23 protein-coding genes are annotated in these 18463 nt (G+C 70.6%); 21 read left to right on the top strand and 2 right to left on the bottom strand.

Going from position 1 to position 18463, the window contains the following annotated elements:
- Positions 1 to 149: 149 nt before the first annotated feature.
- From ACH4S9_RS46725 to ACH4S9_RS46640, 18 genes are all read left to right on the top strand, one after another.
- Positions 150 to 899: a hypothetical protein gene (locus tag ACH4S9_RS46725; protein ID WP_398377720.1), complete on the top strand. Its 750-nt coding sequence runs from the start codon at positions 150 to 152 to the stop codon at positions 897 to 899.
- A 65-nt stretch (positions 900 to 964) separates the two neighbouring features.
- Positions 965 to 1822 (top strand): phage head protein, encoded by an 858-nt coding sequence (locus ACH4S9_RS46720; RefSeq protein ID WP_398377718.1) that lies wholly within the window; start codon positions 965 to 967, stop codon positions 1820 to 1822.
- Positions 1823 to 1842: 20 nt separating this feature from the next.
- Positions 1843 to 1983 (top strand): hypothetical protein, encoded by a 141-nt coding sequence (locus ACH4S9_RS46715; protein WP_398377716.1) that lies wholly within the window; start codon positions 1843 to 1845, stop codon positions 1981 to 1983.
- 4 nt (positions 1984 to 1987) lie between these two features.
- Positions 1988 to 2380: a hypothetical protein gene (locus ACH4S9_RS46710; protein WP_398377714.1), complete on the top strand. Its 393-nt coding sequence runs from the start codon at positions 1988 to 1990 to the stop codon at positions 2378 to 2380.
- The gene (locus tag ACH4S9_RS46705; RefSeq protein ID WP_398377712.1) at positions 2377 to 2694 is read left to right on the top strand and encodes a hypothetical protein; all 318 of its coding nucleotides are present in this window, start codon (positions 2377 to 2379) and stop codon (positions 2692 to 2694) included. The genes ACH4S9_RS46710 and ACH4S9_RS46705 overlap by 4 nt, the downstream gene beginning before the upstream one ends.
- On the top strand, positions 2691 to 3044 hold the full coding sequence (locus ACH4S9_RS46700) for a minor capsid protein (RefSeq protein WP_398377710.1): 354 nt from the start codon (positions 2691 to 2693) through the stop codon (positions 3042 to 3044). The genes ACH4S9_RS46705 and ACH4S9_RS46700 overlap by 4 nt, the downstream gene beginning before the upstream one ends.
- Positions 3037 to 3465, top strand: a complete 429-nt coding sequence (locus ACH4S9_RS46695; RefSeq protein WP_398377708.1) for a minor capsid protein — start codon at positions 3037 to 3039, stop codon at positions 3463 to 3465. Before ACH4S9_RS46700 ends, ACH4S9_RS46695 begins: the two co-directional genes overlap by 8 nt.
- 11 nt (positions 3466 to 3476) lie before the next feature.
- A complete protein-coding gene (locus tag ACH4S9_RS46690) occupies positions 3477 to 3932 on the top strand; it encodes a phage tail tube protein (protein WP_398377706.1) in 456 nt (151 codons plus the stop codon).
- Positions 3929 to 4387: a hypothetical protein gene (locus ACH4S9_RS46685; RefSeq protein WP_398377705.1), complete on the top strand. Its 459-nt coding sequence runs from the start codon at positions 3929 to 3931 to the stop codon at positions 4385 to 4387. The genes ACH4S9_RS46690 and ACH4S9_RS46685 overlap by 4 nt, the downstream gene beginning before the upstream one ends.
- A gap of 248 nt (positions 4388 to 4635) precedes the next feature.
- Entirely contained in the window at positions 4636 to 6861 is a 2226-nt protein-coding gene (locus tag ACH4S9_RS46680) for a hypothetical protein (protein WP_398377703.1), read from the top strand.
- Positions 6862 to 6864: 3 nt separating this feature from the next.
- Positions 6865 to 7743: a phage distal tail protein gene (locus ACH4S9_RS46675; protein ID WP_398377701.1), complete on the top strand. Its 879-nt coding sequence runs from the start codon at positions 6865 to 6867 to the stop codon at positions 7741 to 7743.
- Between the two features lie 12 nt (positions 7744 to 7755).
- Positions 7756 to 8754, top strand: coding sequence for a hypothetical protein (locus tag ACH4S9_RS46670; protein ID WP_398377699.1), 999 nt, complete (start codon positions 7756 to 7758; stop codon positions 8752 to 8754).
- Positions 8755 to 8789: 35 nt separating this feature from the next.
- Complete coding sequence (locus ACH4S9_RS46665; RefSeq protein WP_398377779.1) at positions 8790 to 9866, top strand: hypothetical protein; 1077 nt, start codon at positions 8790 to 8792, stop codon at positions 9864 to 9866.
- Between the two features lie 2 nt (positions 9867 to 9868).
- Entirely contained in the window at positions 9869 to 10582 is a 714-nt protein-coding gene (locus ACH4S9_RS46660) for a hypothetical protein (protein ID WP_398377697.1), read from the top strand.
- 25 nt (positions 10583 to 10607) lie between these two features.
- The gene (locus ACH4S9_RS46655; RefSeq protein ID WP_398377695.1) at positions 10608 to 12215 is read left to right on the top strand and encodes a phage tail protein; all 1608 of its coding nucleotides are present in this window, start codon (positions 10608 to 10610) and stop codon (positions 12213 to 12215) included.
- A gap of 81 nt (positions 12216 to 12296) precedes the next feature.
- Positions 12297 to 13100 carry an N-acetylmuramoyl-L-alanine amidase gene (locus ACH4S9_RS46650; RefSeq protein WP_398377777.1) on the top strand — a complete coding sequence of 268 codons (804 nt, stop codon included), beginning with the start codon at positions 12297 to 12299 and terminating at the stop codon, positions 13098 to 13100.
- A 73-nt stretch (positions 13101 to 13173) separates the two neighbouring features.
- Positions 13174 to 13422: a hypothetical protein gene (locus tag ACH4S9_RS46645; RefSeq protein ID WP_398377693.1), complete on the top strand. Its 249-nt coding sequence runs from the start codon at positions 13174 to 13176 to the stop codon at positions 13420 to 13422.
- Positions 13419 to 13685 carry a hypothetical protein gene (locus tag ACH4S9_RS46640; protein WP_398377691.1) on the top strand — a complete coding sequence of 89 codons (267 nt, stop codon included), beginning with the start codon at positions 13419 to 13421 and terminating at the stop codon, positions 13683 to 13685. The genes ACH4S9_RS46645 and ACH4S9_RS46640 overlap by 4 nt, the downstream gene beginning before the upstream one ends.
- Positions 13686 to 13761: 76 nt before the next feature.
- Here the strand turns inward: ACH4S9_RS46640 and ACH4S9_RS46635 are convergent, their stop codons facing one another.
- On the bottom strand, positions 13762 to 13980 hold the full coding sequence (locus tag ACH4S9_RS46635) for a DUF397 domain-containing protein (RefSeq protein WP_398377689.1): 219 nt from the start codon (positions 13978 to 13980) through the stop codon (positions 13762 to 13764).
- Entirely contained in the window at positions 13977 to 14837 is an 861-nt protein-coding gene (locus ACH4S9_RS46630) for a helix-turn-helix domain-containing protein (RefSeq protein ID WP_398377687.1), read from the bottom strand. The genes ACH4S9_RS46635 and ACH4S9_RS46630 overlap by 4 nt, the downstream gene beginning before the upstream one ends.
- A 237-nt stretch (positions 14838 to 15074) precedes the next feature.
- On the opposite strand from ACH4S9_RS46630, the gene ACH4S9_RS46625 reads away from it, so the two are divergent.
- The 3 genes from ACH4S9_RS46625 to ACH4S9_RS46615 all read left to right on the top strand — a co-directional run bounded on the left by ACH4S9_RS46625 (position 15075) and on the right by ACH4S9_RS46615 (position 18247).
- Positions 15075 to 15509: an ATP-binding protein gene (locus tag ACH4S9_RS46625; protein ID WP_398377685.1), complete on the top strand. Its 435-nt coding sequence runs from the start codon at positions 15075 to 15077 to the stop codon at positions 15507 to 15509.
- A gap of 714 nt (positions 15510 to 16223) precedes the next feature.
- A complete protein-coding gene (locus tag ACH4S9_RS46620; protein WP_398377683.1) occupies positions 16224 to 17111 on the top strand; it encodes a radical SAM protein in 888 nt (295 codons plus the stop codon).
- Entirely contained in the window at positions 17051 to 18247 is a 1197-nt protein-coding gene (locus ACH4S9_RS46615) for a methyltransferase domain-containing protein (protein ID WP_398377681.1), read from the top strand. The genes ACH4S9_RS46620 and ACH4S9_RS46615 overlap by 61 nt, the downstream gene beginning before the upstream one ends.
- Positions 18248 to 18463 lie beyond the last annotated feature (216 nt).

The following is an 18463-nucleotide window of genomic DNA, read 5'->3' as shown; positions in this document are numbered from 1 at the left end:
TGCCTCTTCCCCAATCCCGAAGACGACCAGTTAGCACCACCGACAGCACCACCCCGAGGGGGCCCGCCAGGCGCGGGCCCCCTTTCGCATGCCCCGACACGCGGAGCGCCAGGCGCGCGCCGCCCTGACTACGGCTCCAGGAGGGCCCTATGTCCACCCCGACCCCGCCCATCCCGACCGCCTCGACCACTCCCGCCGCGCCAGCCACGCCGACCACGCCGGCGTCGAACCCGACGACCCCGCCGGCCCCCGCGAGCACCCCGCCCGCGCCGGCTACGCCGCCGACCACCACCGCGCCGACCACCCCGCCGGCCACGCCCCAGGGGGGCGAACCGCAGGATGTCGCGAGCCTGCCCGCGTGGGCTCAGAAGCTCATCACGGACACCCGCGCCGAGGCCGCGAGCTACCGCACCCGAGCGCAGACCGCCGAGCAGGGAACGCAGCCCGTCGCCCCCGCGCCGGCCACCCCGACCGCCCCGCCGGCGCCGGCCGACGCCCCCGACGGCGACGTAAGCCGACTCCCTCAGTGGGCACAGCGCGCCATCACCGACAGTCAGGCCGCCGCCCGCCGCGCCGCCGTACAGGCCGCGATCATCCAGGCCGCACCGGGCGCCGGCGCCGACCTGGCCCGCCTGCTCGACTCCCAGTCGTTCGCCGCGACCATCGCGAACGTCGACCCCGCCGACACCGCCGCGATCACGCAGGCGATCACCAACGCCGTGACCGCACAGCCATGGCTCGCCGCAGCCGCGCCCGGGCCGGCCCGCGGGGGCGCCGACTTCGGCGGCACCGGAGCGGGCGAGGTCACCCCTGCCCAGTTCGCCGCCATGTCCTACGCCGAGCGCGTCGCACTGCACCAGTCCGACCCCGACACGTACCGGCGCCTCGCCGGTTCCTGACACCTCCCGGCACCGCGCCGGGCCCCAACGCCCGGCGACCGCGCCGGAGAAAGTGAGCAGCAGCAATGCCGCAGACCACCGCCGCCGCGATGATCGTCCCCGAGGTATGGGGCGACATGGCGCAAGGCCAGTTCATCGGAAAGGTGCGCGTCGCCGGTTCCTCGGCCGTCCTCGACGACAACACCCTCGAAGGCGCGCCCGGCGACACGATCCACTTCCCGAAGTGGGGCGCCCTCGGCGAGCTCGACGAGCTCACCGAGGCAACGCCCATGACGCCGGCCGCGATGTCCACCGACGACGCCACGGCGACGATCAAGGAAGTCGGTAAGGCCGTCGAGATCACCGACAAGGCGCGCCTTGTCTCCCTCGGCGACCCCGAGGCCGAGGCCCGCCGACAGTTCGGCGTACTGGCCGCCCGCAAGGTCGACGCCGACCTGATCAAGCAGGCGCAGGCCGACGAGACCGCGCAGGGCGGGGGCAACCCGTTCCGCTTCACCACCGCGGCGGGGAAGACCAAGTTCACATGGCTTGACGCCATGGTGCCCGCCATCGGCCAGTTCGGCGACGAGTGGGAGCCGGACGACTTCGCCGGCCTCTACATCAACAGCGTGCAGCTCGGCGAGGCCATGGCCGACCCGCAGTTCGTCGACGCGTCCAAGCTCGGTAGCGGCGAGTCCGCCGCCGTGACCGGCAGCATCGGCCGTATCGGCGGCGTGTCCGTGTTCGTGACGAACCGTGTCGCCGCCGGAAAGTTCCTGCTCCTCAAGACGGGTTCGCTCGGCCTGCTCTACAAGCGGCGCCCGCTGGTCGAGTCCGACCGCGACATCCTCGCCCGCTCCACCGTCGTGACCACGACCCTTCACTACGCCGTGAAGCGGCTCGACGACCGCGGCGTTGCCGTCGGCACCCTCGCCACCACCTGATCAGGAAGGAGGGCGCCGCCGTGTTGCTGCGCCGCTACCACCCCCGTGACCCCGAGGAGTCCGACACCGAGTCGGACGAGCAGGAGGCCGCCACCGACGCCCCACAGGCCCCCAAGCCGGCGGGGCGTTCGCGTTCCAGCAAGACCGCGAAGGAGGGGTGATCCGGTGGCCGGCCATGTCTACGCCACCCCCGAGCAGCTGACAGCGTGGACCGGCCAGCCCGCCCCGCCGGACGCCGAACGGCTGCTCGCCCGGGCGTCCGAGGACATCGACGACGCCCTACTCACCGCCGTATACGCGACGAACAGCGCGGGCATGCCGACCGATCCGGCCGTCGTGACCGCCCTCGCCGACGCGACGTGCGCACAGGTCGAGTACCAGCTCGCCACGGGCGACGACGGCACCGGCGCCGCCGGCCGATGGGACAGCGTCTCTATCGGCCCCGTGTCCCTGTCCGGGCGCAAGGAGGCCCCCGCCGCCGCCGGCGACGTAGACCTCGCCCCCCGCGCGCACCGCGCCCTGAACCGGGCCGGCCTGCTCCCGGGGGTGATCTGGTGAACGTCCCTCGGTGGCTACTGCGGCACCGGATCACGGTCGAGCCGTACCTCGGCGACAGCGCATACGGACCGACCTACGGCGACCCCGTCAAGGACGTGCCCGCCCTGGTCGCCGAAGAGATCAAGACGGTGCGCGACCGCGAGGGCCGCGAGGTCACCAGCACCGCGCAGATCATCGCCGAGCCCGGCCTCAACTGCTCGGCCGAGTCGCGGATCACCCTCCCCGACGGCCGGATCACCAAGGCGATCAGCGTCGCCCACCACACCGCGCCGGGCCTACCGGTGCCGCAGTCCACGGAGGTGAGGGCCGAGTGACCCAACGGGCCCGCCTGAGATGGAACGGCGCTGCCGCCATGCGCGGCACCCGCGCCGGCGCCGTGCGAGGTCTACGGATCGCCGCCGAGCACGTCCTCGCCGAGTCGCGCAAGGTCGTTCCGATCGAAGAGGCCACCCTCGAACGGTCGGGCGTGGCCACGGTCGACGAGTCCAGCCTCACGGCTGCCGTGTCCTACGACACGCCGTACGCGGTCAGGCAACACGAGGAACTGAGCTATCGGCACGACGCCGGTCGCTCGGCGAAGTACCTCGAACGCCCCCTCACGCAGGAAGCGGGCACGGTCGCCGAGATCATCGCGGCGCAGCTGCGGAGGTCGCTCCGTGGCTGACCTCGACCCGCTCGACGGCGTCGCCCGCCTGCTCGCCGCGCGCGGCCTGGTCACCTACGACCCGACCGGCACGACCGGTGACCTGTTCGTCGAGGTCATGCCGCCCGCCCCCGATGCCGCGGTCGCTCTGTGGCTGTACGACGGCGAGGCGCCCGATGCCCGCAACGCCTACGACACCCCGCGCCTACAGGTGCGCGTACGCGGCGGGCCCGACCCGCGCGTCTCGCGCCGCCGCGCGTGGGCGATCTACAGCGCGTTGCACGGCCTCGCCGGCGTCGCCCTCGACGACGGGACGTGGCTCATCCTCGCCGCCGCGCGCGGCACCCCGGCCCCGATGGGCCCCGATTCCAACGGCCGACACGAACACGTCGTCAACTTCGACCTTGACGTGTCGGCCCCCACCGACCACCGCACCGAATAGGAGGCCCCCACGTGGGACGCCCCATCGACGCCCGCGGCTGGGAATTCGAGGTCGAGACTGCAACGGCAGGAACGTTCGTCCGCCTCGGCAACCTCACCAGCTGGACCCACAACCCGGGCGAGAACGAAGAGACCGCCGACACGACCACGTTCGATTCCGACGGGTATTACGAGCAGGACATCATGCAGCGGGGCGCGACGATCGAGGTCAGCGGCCTGTACGCGGCTACGTCCGGTACCCGCGACCCCGGACAGGACTACATCGACAAGACGTGGGCGTACAAGTTCGGCGAGGAGTCGCGCGGGGCCATGCGGTACCGGCACACCTCGCAGAACGAATGGACCGTGTGGGAATGCACGGTCACGCCCGGCGAGACCGGCGGCGAGACGAACGCCAAGACCTCATGGGGTGCGACGTTCACCCGGTGCGGCGCCCCGACTACCGCCGCGGTGGTGACGGGCCCGTGACCGACCCCCTGATCGAGCAGGCCGACGGCGAGGTCGAGGTCGCCGACTTCGACGCGTTTTTCGCCGAGCAGGCCGAGCCGGAACGCCAGGGCGTACCGCTCAAGCTGTACGGCCGGACGTACGTCCTCCCGCCGTCCCTGCCCGCCCTGTTCACTCTCCAGCTGCATCGCGTGCAGCACTCCGCCCGGCCCGACGACATCCGGCGCCTGCTTGGCTCGCTGTTTGGGCCGGACGCCGTCGGCCACTGGGCCGAGGCCGGCATGTCCGACCGGCAACTCGGGATCGTCCTGCTGTGGTCGACCGCCAATGTCGCCGAGCCGGGCGCCGTGTCCATGGAGCGCGCGGCGCGGCTGTACGACGAGCGCGAGGCCGCCAAGGGAAAAGCGGTGCCGCGGCGGGCCCAGGGCAAGCCTCGCCCGAAGGGCAAGCCGCGGAGTTCTGGCAAGCGGTCGTAGCCAATTGGGCTGCGGTCGAGTCCGACCTCGCCCAGGCGTACGGCCTGTCGGCCGAGGACATCGCGCGCCTGTCCACGCGCGCGTTCCTGGTCCGCCTGTCCGGCCTGCCCTCCGAATCCCGGTTCGCGCACGCGTGGCGGAGCACGCCCCGCATGGTGACGGACCCCGACGAGATCGCCCGACTCACCGGGCAGTGGTCAACAACCACAACTGAATAGCGCGCGGCGCGCGCCGATAGGGGGTGCGCCTTGTCTCTCACTATCGGCGAGCTGACCGGCTATATCGACCTCGACGACTCCGGGGCACAGCGCGGAGTCGACCGCACCGAGGCCGCCCTCGCCGGTCTCCAGCGGGATGCCGACGGCCGGCTCAGGGACCTACGCGGTCGGTTCGCCTCTGAGGGCGCCCTCATGGGGATTGCCCTTGGCGAGGGCGTCGGCAGGGGTGCGGCGGAAGCCGAGCGGGGGCTCGCGGGTATCGGCCCGTTGCTCGGCGCGGCGAAGACTTCGACTCTCGCCCTGTCGGGCGCGTCGCTGGTCGCGGCGGGCGCGCTCGCTGCGGTTCCTCTGGCCGTGATCGGTCTCGGCGCGAAGGTGCTTGCCGAAAACGAGCAGGTCAAGGGCGCGTTTACGTCGCTCGGCGAGCACGTCAAGGGCGAGATGCAGCAGCTTGCCGAGCCGCTGGTCAAGCCGTTCGTTGCGGCGGCCGACCAGCTACGCGGCATCTTCGATGACCTCGCCCCGCAGATCGGACAGTTGTTCGAGGGTGTCGCCCCGCTGGTCGAGCCGCTGGTCGACGGTATCGGCGCACTCGCCACGGGTGCCATGCCGGGCCTGGTGTCCGCGGTCGAGGCCGCGGGCCCCGTCATCGACGCGTTGTCGGCAGGGCTCGGCGCGGTCGGCCAAGGCATCGGCGGATTCTTCGAGGGCGTTTCGGCGGGCGCCGGGGGCGCTGCGGAAGGGCTGGGCGGCCTGCTCGGCGCGGTCGGCGACATCCTGCCCGCGCTCGGCGAGCTGGTCGGCGCCCTCGCGCAAGCTGGCGGGCCCGTGCTCGCCGCGCTGGCCAACGCGATTGCACCCGTGGTGGCGCAGCTGCTCGACGCGCTCGGCCCTGCCCTCGCCTCGCTCGGACCGCCGCTGGCGCGGCTGGCAACCGCGATCGGGGACGCCCTGACTCCGATCATGGATGAGCTCGGCCCGGTGCTCGACTCGGCCGCGGACGCGTTCGGTTCGATCATCGACGCCGTGTCGCCGATCCTGCCCGTGATCGGCCGCCTTGTGGCTCAGCTACTCCCGCCGCTGGCGCCGCTGTTCGATGCCATCGCGCAGGTAGCCGACCAGCTCGCCCCGATCATCGAGGACGTGGCCGGCGCGCTCGGCAAGGGGCTACAGCCGGTGTTCGCGGTGCTGCCCAGCATCGTGAAGCCTCTCGCCGACCTGCTGTCGATGCTCGCCACAGCGGTGTTTCCGGTCCTGTCTGACCTGCTGATCGCGATTGCGCCCTCGCTGGTGACCATGGGGCAGGCGTTCGCCGACATCCTCGCCGCGGTCGGCCCGCTGATCCAGGCGTTGACGCCGCTCATCGCCGATCTGTTGACGGCGCTGCTGCCTCTCCTGACGCCCATCATCGGGGCCGTGGCCCAGCTGGCCGCGCTATTCGCTGAGGGGCTGGCCGCCGTCATCACTGACGTTGTCGTGCCAGCGCTGATGTCGATCGTCGCGCTGCTGAGCGGCGATTTCAGCGGCGCATGGGATCTGGCAAAGGAAGCCGTGAGCAACGCTGCCCGGCTGGTCGGCGAGGCCGTCGGCAAGCTCGCCACAGGAGTCGGCGAGGGCATCAGCGCGGCGGTCAGCTGGGTGGCTGGTCTCCCCGGTCGGGCGTCCGCGGCCCTCGCTCCCCTCGCCGGTCAACTGCGCAGTCGTGCCGTGGAAGGGCTCGGGAGGTTCAAAGACTCCATCGTCAGCAAAGCGGGCGAGGCAGTCGACTGGGTGCGCGGCCTACCGGGCCGCCTCTCTGCTGCGGTCGGCAGCCTGAAAACCCTGCTGTACGACAAGGGGAAAGACGTCGTCCGCGGCCTGTGGAACGGCATCAAGGACATGGGCTCGTGGTTGAAAGACACCCTCACCAGCTGGGCAAAGAGCATTGTTCCGGGGCCGATCGCTGATGCTCTGGGCATCGCCTCGCCGTCCAAGGTCATAGCGCGCGACGTGGGCCGGTGGATTCCCGCCGGTCTGGTCAAGGGCATTGAGGGCGGCGCCGGCGCGGTCGAGCGCACCATGCGGAACCTGGTCGCCCCGCCGGCTGTCCCGTCCCTCACGCCCGCGTTCGCGGGCGCCGGTGTGTCCGGCTCCCCGTTCGCCGCCGCGGCGTCCGGCGGCGCCCTGGTGCACGTCGAGCACTGGCACGCGGCCGAGAACGGATCGCCGGACGACAACGCGAAAGCCCTCGCGTGGCTCGCGAAGGCAAGGGGGTGAGTCGTGGCCGCTGGTGACAAGGTGACCCGCCCGGGACAGGTCCAGTACGGCGACCTGCTGCTCGGCCCCGGCACCCCCTACCGATGGCGCTCGGTCGCCGGTTGGGAAGACCTCCCCGCCCTCGACTCCGGCACCGTGGCGCGGTCCGACGCGCACGGCGCGTTCCCGGGCCGGCTGCTCGCGCAGGCTCGCACGATCACCCTCGACGGCCTGATCGTGCGGGCCCCCCGCGCGACGATCGGCGCGGTAGTCGCCGCCCTGAACTCCGGCACGGTGCCGGTCGAGGACGAACGGCCGTGGGTGGCGTGGCTCGACGACCGCGGACCCCTGCTCGCGTACGCGCGCGCCACCCGCCGCACGGTCCCCGCCGGGCCCGGATACCGCCTCGGCACCATCACGGGCGCCGCGATGGAGTTCCAGGCGACCGACCCCCGCCGGTACGAACTCGCCGAACGCAGCGTGTCGGCGACCCTGCCCATGTCCGAGCCGGGCCTGTCGTGGCCGCTGGTGTGGCCGCTCGCGTTCGGCGCACCGGGAAGCACCGGCGCCCTGTCGACCGCCAACGAGGGCGACGCCGAGACACACCCCGTGATCGAGTTCCGGGGCCCAGTGATCCGGCCCGCGTTGACCAACCTCGCCACCGGCGACGTGATCGAGTACGACATCCCCCTCGCGGCCGGCGACCTGCTCACCGTCGACACCCTCGCCGGAACGGTCGTCCTCAACGGCACCGCCTCGCGGATCTACACCGCGACCTCGCGCTCAGTGCCAGAGCAGACGTTCACCCTCGCCCCCGGCATCACCAATCTGATCTTCCGTGCCGCGCCCGGCAGCACGCCGACGGCGTCGGCGACCGTGCGCTACCGCTCGGCCTACTGGTAAGGAGACCCGCCCATGTCCGTACGTTCGGCATGGCTGCTGCCCACCGGGCAGACCCGAGAAGACACCCGCCTTACGCCCGTCGGCACCTTCGCGCCCGAATCGGAGCTGCGCACCCGCGACGGCGTGATCGCCGGCGGGAATCCGTTCGCCGCGACCGGCGCCGGCGCCATGTCCCTACAGATCGGCATCGGCCGCGCCCTGGTCCAGGGCACCGACGCACAGGGCGCGTACCCGATCACCGTCGACGCTCCCGAGGTCGTGACCTTCCGCGACGGCGAGGCACAGTTCGCCCGCATCGATTCTGTGGCGCTCCGTGTCTACGACCAGCTGTTCGACGAGTACGGGCAGAACCTCGCCCGAATCGAGATCATCGGCGGGCAGGGATCGGCCACGCCGACCGCGCCGAGCATGCCCCCGGCCTGCCTGCGCTTGTGGGATGTCACCGTTCCCGCCGGTGCCTCTGCGGGCGTGGGAGGTATCGACTGGAACGCCGCCCTCGCCGACCGGCGCCGGTACACCTCCAGCTACGGCGGGATCATTCCCCCGGGGCGGGGAACGAACTTCACCGGGGCCTACGACGGCCAGTACCGCGACAACGGCGGCGTTCTGGAGCGCTGGAACGCCGCAGCCGGCGCGTGGCAGACCTACCGGCCGCCCCTCGCCGTCGAGTCGGCCACAACCGGGTTCGCCGTCGCATCCGGATACACGCTCAATCAGTACGTGGCACGCCGCGGCAACGGCATGGCGTTCTTCGTACTGGAGGTCACCCGCAAGGGCGCCCAGCTGGACGTACCGGCCGCGGGCAACATCACCCCCGACGAGTCGATCGGCACCGTACCCGCCGGGTGGCGCCCGCCCGCCGATATCGAGTTGCCGGTGTCGGACGGGTTCGGCGAGGGTTCCGCCCGCCTGAACACCTCCGGCGGCCTCACCCTGCGCACGTGGTCGGGCGGGGGCGCCCTGCGCAACGACCGCAACATTCGCATGTCGGCGACCTACTTCCTTGCCTGACAGGGGGTGCCGTGCCTCTCCCGCCCCCGTACCGGATGCTGTTCTGTGACCTGCGGTCCGACCAGCTGCTCGACGCCCTGCCCGTACAGGGCCTGTCCCTCGACGACTACATCGGCAAGACCGGCCGCCTGACCGGCACCGTGCCCATCCCGAACCGCGCCATTGCCGAACGGGCCCGCCGGGCGATCCTCCCGGGCCGGACGGGCGTGTGGGTCGAGCGAGGGCGCGACATCTGGTGGGGCGGCATCCTGTGGACGCTCAGCCTCGCCAGCGACGCCCGCGGCTTCCTCAGCGCGCAGGTTCAGGCCGGCGGCTGGGAATCGTACCTGTACCGGCGTTTGCTGTTCGACACGCAGATCGCCAAGCAGGTCGACCAGTTCGACATAGCGCGGCAGCTGGTCGACTACGCGCAGATGGCCGAGGGCGGAGACATCAGCATCACGTATGAAACGGCCGTCTCTGGCGTTCTCCGCGACCGTGCGTTCTCGCGGTACGACCTCCACAGCATCGGCGACCTGCTCGACGACCTCGCCGCCGTCGAGCAGGGTTTCGAATGGCGCATCGCCAGCTACCGCGACAGCGACGGCCGACGCGTCAAGCGGCTGATGATGGGACACCCCGTCATACGGACCGGCACGACCGACATCGTCCTCGACCACCCCGGCCCCGTTCTGTCCTACGCATGGCCGACGGACGCCACGGCCAAGGCGAACGCGTGGCAGTCCCGCGGGGCGTCCGTGAACGGCAACCTCGCTACGGACAGCTACCCGCTTACCTCGCCGCTGCTGGTCGCCGAGGACGACCTCGCCGCCGGCTGGCCGCGACTCGACGGGAGCAGCGACTACACGACCGTTGAGGTACAGAGCACGCTCGACGCGCACGCCCGCGCCGACGCCACCGCGGCCCGCAACCCCGTGACGATTCCGGAAATCACGGTTCTGCTCGGGGGCAACATCACGCCCGCCCTGCTCGGCGCCACGGTCCGGCTGCGCATCCGTGACCTGTGGCACCCCGACACCCTCGACGCCCGATACCGCGTGGTCGGCCTCTCCATCACCCCGCCCGAGCGAGGCCGCCCCGAGACGGCCCGCCTGTACCTGGAGGTCCCGTAACCGTGCCGTACGTACCGCAAGACGTGCTCGACCGCCTCGCCGCCCTCGAACGACAGGTTCGACAGCTCGCCGGACGCGCCAACATCCGGCCTGCGCTGAACCAGGTACTCAACGGCAACGTCGTCATCGGCGAGGGCGGGCAGCTGCTCGTACAGGCACCCGGCGGGCCCGCCGTCGTACAGGTCGGCAAGCTGTACGACGACCGCGCCGAGTTCGGGACCGTGCTGCGACGGGAAGACGGCTCTATCGCCCTGGGCATCTACAACGGCAGCTTGGCCCCCGACGACCCGCAGGGAATCCGGATCAAGGACGCGGGAGGCCGCGAACTGTTCGCCGAGGATGTGAAGGGCGGAGGACTCGCCCGCCCGTACCTGCCCCTTCCGCTCCCGCAGACCGAGAGTACGTCAGCCTGGCCCGGGACGACCTCAACGTCATGGACAACGCTCGCCCGGTCGCACGGCATCGTTCAGCATCCGTACGTACGGGTGAGCGCCACGCCAGCACTGGACAGCGCCACCAACGGGCAAATCCGTCTCGTCGCCGACGGCACCACCCTGGCCACCGGAGCCGAAGACAGCGTCCTCATCGCCACCGCCGCCCTCCCGAGCTTCACATGGGGCGCAACGGTCGAGTTCGAATTGCAGGCCCGCCGGACCGCCGGCACCGGAACCGTGCGCGCGATGACTCGCTACCTGTACGGCGTCCAGTCCCCGTGATCCCCGCCCGACAAGGAGTCGCTTCGTGCTGCCCGAAAGCATCCCCACCGTGAAAGTCACCGGCCGCTACCTCGACCCGTCCGGCAAGCCGCTGTCCGGACAGGTCGTATGGCGCGCGCCGGCCCTGCTGACGTTCGCCGAAGCGGACGTGATGCTGTCCGGCCCCGTTACCGCGCCGCTCGACACGAACGGCACGTTCGCCGTCGTCCTGCCCGCCACGGACGCCCCCGACATGGACCCCACCGGCTGGGCATACACCGTCACCGAACAGTTGACTGGCGTGTCGAGCAACCGCTCGTACAACGTCCTGCTGCCCGCCGCCAAACCCGAGGTCGACCTCGCCGACCTCGCGCCGACCGACCCGACGACCCCGAACTACGTCCCCGTACAGGGCGAGTCCGCGTACGAGGTCGCCGTCGCCGACGGCTACACCGGCACCGTGACGCAGTGGCTCGCCTCCCTGGTCGGCCCCGCCGGGCCCAAGGGCGACACCGGCCCACAGGGCCCGGAGGGCGACGACGCATACGAGGTCGCCGTCGCGGGCGGATACACCGGCAGCCGTGCCCAGTGGCTCGCCTCGCTGATCGGTCCGAAGGGAGACAAGGGCGATCAGGGTACGCAGGGCCCGCCGGGCGTTGTGCAGTCCGTCAACGGCATCAGCGCCGCCGCGGTGACCCTCACAGCCGCCAACGTCGGGGCGATCCCCTCGACCGCGGCCGGCGCCGCGAACGGCGTCGCGCAGCTGGACGCGTCCGGGAAGGTTCCCGCCGCGCAGCTGCCGGCGAGCAGCGGGGGCGGGGGTGTGCAGACCATCAACGGCGTCAGCCCGGACGGCTCCGGGAACGTCGCGCTCACCGCCGCCAACGTGGGAGCCGTCGCCACCGCCGACAAGGGCGTCGCAAACGGCGTCGCCACGCTCGGCGCCGACGGCAGCCTGACCAGCGCGCAGCGCCCGGCCTACACCGCGGCACAGGTGGGCGCCATCGCGACGACCGCGCGGGGCGCCGCGAACGGCGTCGCGCCGCTCGACGCCAACAGTGACGTACCGGTCGCCAACCTCCCGACGGCCGCTATCCCGGGCGTGTTCCTCCCGTCCGACCTCGGATTCAAGGCATGGACGTTCGACCCCGCGCTCACGGACGCGACCGCCCAGTATTGCCAGATCGGTTACGTGTACCTCATGGGGATCATGCTGCGGGAAGCGGCGACCCTGTCACGGATCTGCTTCTACACCGCGGGCAACGGCGCCACGCAGCCGAACAACCAGTCGTTTGCCGGCCTCTACAACGCGTCAGGGTCCCGCGTCGCCCAGACCACCAGCCTGAACAACTGGTTCACGACGAACAAGGGCGCCACGGTCGAATGCGGCCTGTCCGCCAACTACTCGGCCGCCACCGGCCTGTACTGGATCGCCCTCCTCATCAACGGACCGTCGACCCCGACCAGCGGCCCCGGGTTCGCCCGAGGCGCTGCCGCCGGATCGAACCCGTCCGGGCAGGCCCGGGCGTCGTCCGTGTCGTTCATCCGACACGGCCGACTGTCCACCACCAGCCTTACCGCGCTCCCCGCATCGTTCACGCCGACGAGCGCCATCGTGCCCGACGCAAACGCCATGTGGGCCGCCGTCTACTAGGCCGCCCCACCCCCACACCCGTACGCCCCGGCACCGCGCCGCGGGCGTTTTCTCATGTCTGGAGTTCTCCCCGTGGCACGCATGCCCGGCGCCAAGTGGCGCCCGATTCCCGTCAACTACACCAAGGGCGGACAGGCCGACGTACGCGGCGTCGTCGTTCACATCATGGATGGCAGCTACGCCGGTACCGATTCGTGGTTCCGCGACCTCAAAGCGAAGGCGTCCGCGCACTTCGGCACCAGCCGCGCCGGCGACCTGTGTCAGTGGGTAGACACTGCCGACCGCGCGTGGGCCCAGGCCGACGGAAACCGTACGTGGCTGTCCGTCGAGAACGAGGGCCGCGGGGGCGATGCCCTCAGCGACGACCAGCTCGGCCGGTGCGCCGAGGTACTGGCGTGGGCCCACAAGACCTACAGCGTGCCGCTTCAGGTCGCCAACGGCCCCAGCGGGCGCGGCCTCGGCTATCACGCGATGGGCGGTAGCGCGTGGGGCGGGCACACGTCGTGCCCGGGTTCCCGCGTCGTCGCCCAGCTCGCCGAGATCGTCGCCCGGGCGAAGAAGCTCGCCGGCGGCACTGGGCCCAGCGCACCGAGCCCTGCCGCGACCATCAGCGTGTCGAAACTCATCGCCGCGGCGAAGAAGGACCCGGCCAAGGCTGGCACCCCCATTTCGTACGCCGCCGCCCGCATCGTCGAGGAAGCCCTCGCCGCCGAGGGACTGCTCGACCGGAAGCGCGTCGACGGCCACTTCGGCCGCGACACCGTGACGGCTTACGCCAAGTGGCAGCGTCGTTGCGGCTACTCCGGCGCTTCCGCCGACGGCATCCCCGGCCGCGATTCCTTGGTCACGCTCGGCCGACAGCACGGGTTCACCGTCACCGCGTGACCGCGCCCCCATCCGTACCGCCCGCCCAACCGGCCACCGCGCCCCGGGGCGGGCCCCTGAGCAGGAGCCCCGCATGAGCCCCGCCAACAAGCGCACCGTCCGCACCATGATTCAGACCGTCGTAGCGGTCGCCGTCGCCCTGCCTGCCATCGTGAACGCGTCCGGCGTGCCCGAGTCCCTGCCGTGGGTCGCCGGCGCCCTCGCCGTCGCCGGCGGGCTCGCCCGCGTCATGGCGCTGCCGAGTGTCGAGCAGCTGCTCGACCGGTTCGGTCTCGGCCTCGGCGACGACACCGCGACGCCCAGCGGGGGCGCCCCGCAGTGACCACGAACCCCCCGCCGTCGGACCCGACCGCCGTCGCTCTCGAACTGGAGCGCATACGGAGGACGATCGAGGTCGGTTTCACCCGCACCGACGGTGCCCTCGCCCTGCTGGTGCAGCGCCACGACCAGACCGATCGACAACTCGCCGATCACGACACCCGCCTCGACTCCCTCGAACGCGGTCGATGGCCCCTGCCATCCGTCGCCGCCGTCGTCGGCCTGCTCGGACTCATCTTGTCCGCGTGGCAGTTCGTTACGCGATGAGCGCACAACGCCCCTCACACGGCCACCATGGCCGTGTGAGGGGCGTTCTCTGCGTTTTCGGCCCCGTTCCTGTGTGCTAAACGCTGCGTAGTGTCTCTGAGCTGAGCGCGGTAACGAAGTCCTTCGCCGCACCGCGGCGTATCAGCAGCGCCGGTCCTGCTGGGTTCTTGCTGTCCCGCACCGCGACAAGCTCATCGTTGACGATGCCGAACTCGACGCACTGGGCCCCTGTGTCGGAGCGCGACGACTTCCACCAGGCGACGGCGAGCGTCGATGCGTCTTGAATGTGGCTCATGCCAGTTCTTCCCTTATCTCCGCGATGCGTTCGGCGGACGCGTCGACCGGCAACGCAGCAGCCTGCAACCGCTCGAACGCGTCCCGATAGACGGCCACATCTTCCCGAGCCTCGACGTACAGCGCAGACGCGAGGCTTTCGATGTGGACCACATCAAGGTCAACGTGTTCTTCAAACCCGAGGATGGAGAACGCGCCCATCTGACCGACGTGAAGCAGGGCGTCGGTCGGCAAAATCTGGATGTTGACGTTCGGTCGCCTGCCGACCAGCAACAGCCGGGACAGTTGCTCGCGCATCACCCCGTCACCCGCGCACCGGTTGCGTAGCGCGCCCTCGGCGATGACCGCCCACAGGGCGACCGGCTGTTCGCGGGTGAGTACTGCTTGCCGGGCGAGACGCACCTCGACGAGCGCGTCGACCTGGGCCTCGACAGCCGCATGCATGGCGGTTGTCGCGATGATCTCCCGCGCGTAGTCGCCCGTATGCAGCAGGCCCGGAATCGCTCCTACCTGCCATGTACGGATCGTTGTGGACTCAGCTTCAAGGCTGATCAGGTCCTCATACACAGGCGAGAGCACACCGCGGTAACTGTGCCACCAACCACGGCGCCCACCCTCACGAGACAGCGTGAGCAGGGCGGCCCGCAACTCGGGCTCGACGCCGCCGTAGAGGTCGAGCAACATCTCGACATCCGGTGCCTTGGCCGCTGACTTGGCTGTCTCCAACCGAGACAGTTTGGCAACCGTGATCCGGCCGGCTGACTTCTCGGCCACGTCGTCGAGAGTGAGGTCGAGTGCGTCGCGCAGCGCGCGCAGCTTGGCGCCAAGTCTGCGACGCCGCACGGTCGGTCCGCTCACACTTCCCTCCGCTTCTGAGTCCGTGCCGACAGTCTGCCGCCTGGCCTCTAACCATGTCACCTCGGTTGACCTCTCCGTATCCGTCAATCTCGCACGCAGATGCAAATTCTCATCTTGCAGTGAGAGGGTTGCACGAGAAGCGAGGTAGGGAGCAAGCTGGTGCTGCGAAATGTGATTGTGCCATCACTGGCGTGACATCGTCCCCCGCCAACTCGCACGACGCACGAAGGGGTTTGCATGGTGCCCGAGCAGCCCGGCAGATTAAGGGCTTCCCGCTGTCGACCGCCTGTGGGAGTCCCCTTACAGGCCACGTTCCCTCACGGCCCGGAAGCTCCGGGCGCCGCGCGAGCGTTCGCCCGCGACCTCCTCGAACAGGAAGCGCCTGACCTGTCGCCTGATGCGCTGGGCGAGGTGTTGGTCATCGTGTCCGAACTGGTCACGAATGCCTATCGGTACGCCACGAAGCCGGGCGAGGTGGTGCTCGTCGCCATCCTGGTATCGGCCGAACTGGTGCGCGTGGAGGTACACGATCCGGTGCAACGTCGGCCACGATTTCAGGTGGCGACTGCAAACGGCGGCCGTGGCCTGCGCATCGTAGACGCGTTCGCCAAGCGCTGGGATGTCGACGTTCGACCGGACGGCAAGTCCGTCTGGGCGGAGGTGGCCCGGTGACAGAACCGCTCAGCTTCCGCGCCATCCCCGGCCCGGGCTTCATCGCCAACACCGCCATGTCAACGTGGCTCGACGCGGGTTCGCCGTCCGGCCCAGTGGCATGGATCCTCGTCGGACACCCCCCACCACGACGCCCGGGCGAGTCGGCCGATCGCGTCGAGTACGGCTTGCTGGGCCTTGCCGACGGACTACGGCTCGTACAGCCAGCGCGCAGATTGCCCTTCATCGGTAACCGGCTGATCATCCGGGGGCCGCATACGGTCCTTGACTACGGACACCCCGAGTACGCCATGCGGCTACCGTCCCCAGGTCCGGCATGGCGCGAGCACGTCGCGGGTGGCGGGAACGCCTGCGTCATGATCGGGCTCGATCCGATTGCGGCGGGCGCGGGTCCGGAAGAGATCGAGGCGTACGTACTCCGGAGCGGCAAGACCGGACGGGCCCGAATGGGCTTCACACGCATACGCCCCAGGTAGCGCCCAGCCACGAAGGCACGCTCGCCGTCTGGTCGAGCGGCGCCCATTCAGACCCCCGCCCGCGTCAGCGAGGCCATCCTCCCCTACGGCGCATCCTGGCGCGGGCGGGCCCCCTGGGCCATCGTGACGATTGCAACGGACAGCATCGCCATCCGGCGGCCCGGGGTCTACAGCACAACCGTCATGGCGACCGCAACGGCAAGGGTCGCACCTCACCGCACCCATCGAAGGGAACGGAATGAGCACGGAAGCGCTAGCCGGTATCCAATCCATCGAGTTGGAGATCACAGGCACCTGCCAACTCCGGTGCACACACTGCTGCACCGACAGCAGCCCGCAGACCCCCGCCGGAAAGATGACGCGCGAGGACTGGCGGAAGGTCATCGCCGAGGTGGCCGACCTGGGCATCCCCATGGTGCAGTTCATCGGCGGCGAGCCGACACTCTCGCCCCACCTGCCTGACTTCATCGACCAGGCCCTCGACGCGAGTCTCGGCGTAGAGGTCTACTCGAACCTCACGCACGTACGGCCCTCGATGTGGCACGCCCTCGACCGCAAGGGCGTATGTCTCGCCACCAGCTACTACAGCGACGACCCCAAGCAACACGAGGAGATCACCCGCACCCGCGGCAGCCTCAACCGCACCCGCGCCAACATCGCCGAAGCCGTCCGCCGCGGCATCCCCATGCGCGCCGGAATCGTCGAAGTGATCGAGGGACAGCGCGTGGCCGAGGCCGAGGCCGAGCTACGCCGTATGGGCGTGTCGACGATCAAGGTCGACCGTACCCGCAAAGTCGGCCGCGCCGCCGATCCAGCCGCGGACACGCCGAGCGTCAGCGAGCTGTGCGGACGCTGCTTCCGGCACCGCGTCTCGGTATCCCCCGACGGCGCGGTATCCGGCTGCATCCTTTCGCGCTTCCTGGTCGCCGGCAATGTTCGCGAGCAGAGCCTCGCCTCGATCCTCGCCAGCGACCGATGGGGGCAGCTCACCAGCAGCGTCCCCGTTCCGCGGGCCGCTTGCGGGCCCGACGATTCGAGCGATTGCGACCCGGCCAACACGGAGGCATGCGAGCCTGCATTCGACGCTTTCCCCGCTCGCACACCTTCTCTCGGAGTCTCCGCGTGAACTGGTCGCCCCGCGCCGTCGCTCTGGCCGACGCTGCCACACACCCGCACTCCCGATGGCGGCCGGCCGTCGCCGCCACGCCGCGGCACCTGTTCATCCCCCGATGGTGGGAGCGAGGTACCGGCGGGTGGAAGCTGCACGACGGGCCCGCCGACCCCGGCCGCTGGCTTGATGCGGCGTACCGTGACGCGTCGGTCGTGACACGTGTCGGCCCGCTGCACGCCGACTACGCCACCCCGGATGCCCGGCCGCACGGGCAGCCGACCTCCTCGGCCACTCTCCCGAGCCTGGTCGTACAGATGTTCCAGTACGCCCGCATGGGCGAGGAGGACCGGCTACTCGACGTGGGGACCGGCAGCGGTTACGGCGCCGCGCTGGCTGCCCGCCGACTCAGCGATGAGCAGGTTGTGAGCGTCGATGTTGACCCGTACCTCGTGGAAGCTGCCCGCGGGCGGCTCAATGAGGCTGGTGTCGCTCCGACGGTCGACGCGGTCGACGCGACCGGAGATCTGCCGTACGAACGGGCGTCGTTCGATCGAATCGTCGCCACGGTAGCCGTGCGCACCATCCCTGAAAGCTGGCTCGGCGTGCTCCGGCCCGGCGGTCGGCTGGTGGCCACGATCGCCGGTACCTCTCTCCTCGTGACAGCCGTGAAGGGCGACGACGGGGGCGCGACAGGGCGCGTCGAGTGGGACCGGGCAGGGTTCATGCACGCGCGCCACGGTGAGGACTACCCGCCCGGCATCGCCGTTCTCCTCGCCAAGGCTGCGGAACTGGAGGGGGACGATGTCACCCTCGGCCCGTACCCAGTCGTGGACGTGGCGAACGCGTGGGACCTGTCGAGCATGCTCGATGTCAAGGCACCCGGCATCGAGCATGAGTACCGGGAGGACGGCGAGCAGCACATCGCCCTCATGGCGCACGCCGATGGATCGTGGGCCCGCGCGGTCGCTGCCGGCAGCGACCGGCCGACCGTGCACCAGGGCGGGCCGCGTCGCCTGTGGGACCTGCTCGACGAATGCCGTAGCTACTGGCTCACGCATGGTGAGCTTCCGGTGCGCGGTGCTCGGGTGTTCATCAAGCCGGACGGGAGGACCGTTCTCGCCCGGGGGAAGTGGCACGCGAAACTGAGCTGATCACGCACAAGGCGCGGCCCCGGTACTTCCGAATGGGGGATACGGGGCCGCGTCGCATGTTGGCCCCCAAGCACGCGGGCCCCGCTCGCTCTCGCTCCCCAGCGAGGGCGAACAGGGCCCTTTGCTATGCCCGGACGGCCGCCCCCTACCTGCTTTCGCAGGTCAGGGGCTCGGCACCCGTTGCGGGTGTTTCACCGCAACAGGTGCCCAGCTGTC

This window comes from Streptomyces sp. NPDC021225, assembly GCF_044332865.1.
Classification (GTDB): Bacteria; Actinomycetota; Actinomycetes; order Streptomycetales; family Streptomycetaceae; genus Streptomyces.
This window is presented reverse-complemented; position numbering and strand designations above follow the sequence as displayed.

Bases quoted from the DNA above. Each gene is read 5' to 3' on its own strand.
- ACH4S9_RS46650 (WP_398377777.1), top strand. From the start codon at position 12,297: ATGCCCGGCGCCAAGTGGCGCCCGATTCCCGTCAACTACACCAAGGGC.
- ACH4S9_RS46670 (WP_398377699.1), top strand. From the start codon at position 7,756: ATGTCCGTACGTTCGGCATGGCTGCTGCCCACCGGGCAGACCCGAGAA.
- ACH4S9_RS46645 (WP_398377693.1), top strand. From the start codon at position 13,174: ATGAGCCCCGCCAACAAGCGCACCGTCCGCACCATGATTCAGACCGTC.
- ACH4S9_RS46635 (WP_398377689.1), bottom strand. From the start codon at position 13,980: ATGAGCCACATTCAAGACGCATCGACGCTCGCCGTCGCCTGGTGGAAG.
- ACH4S9_RS46725 (WP_398377720.1), top strand. From the start codon at position 150: ATGTCCACCCCGACCCCGCCCATCCCGACCGCCTCGACCACTCCCGCC.
- ACH4S9_RS46720 (WP_398377718.1), top strand. From the start codon at position 965: ATGCCGCAGACCACCGCCGCCGCGATGATCGTCCCCGAGGTATGGGGC.
- ACH4S9_RS46625 (WP_398377685.1), top strand. From the start codon at position 15,075: ATGGTGCCCGAGCAGCCCGGCAGATTAAGGGCTTCCCGCTGTCGACCG.
- ACH4S9_RS46665 (WP_398377779.1), top strand. From the start codon at position 8,790: ATGCTGTTCTGTGACCTGCGGTCCGACCAGCTGCTCGACGCCCTGCCC.
- ACH4S9_RS46615 (WP_398377681.1), top strand. From the start codon at position 17,051: ATGCGAGCCTGCATTCGACGCTTTCCCCGCTCGCACACCTTCTCTCGG.
- ACH4S9_RS46620 (WP_398377683.1), top strand. From the start codon at position 16,224: ATGAGCACGGAAGCGCTAGCCGGTATCCAATCCATCGAGTTGGAGATC.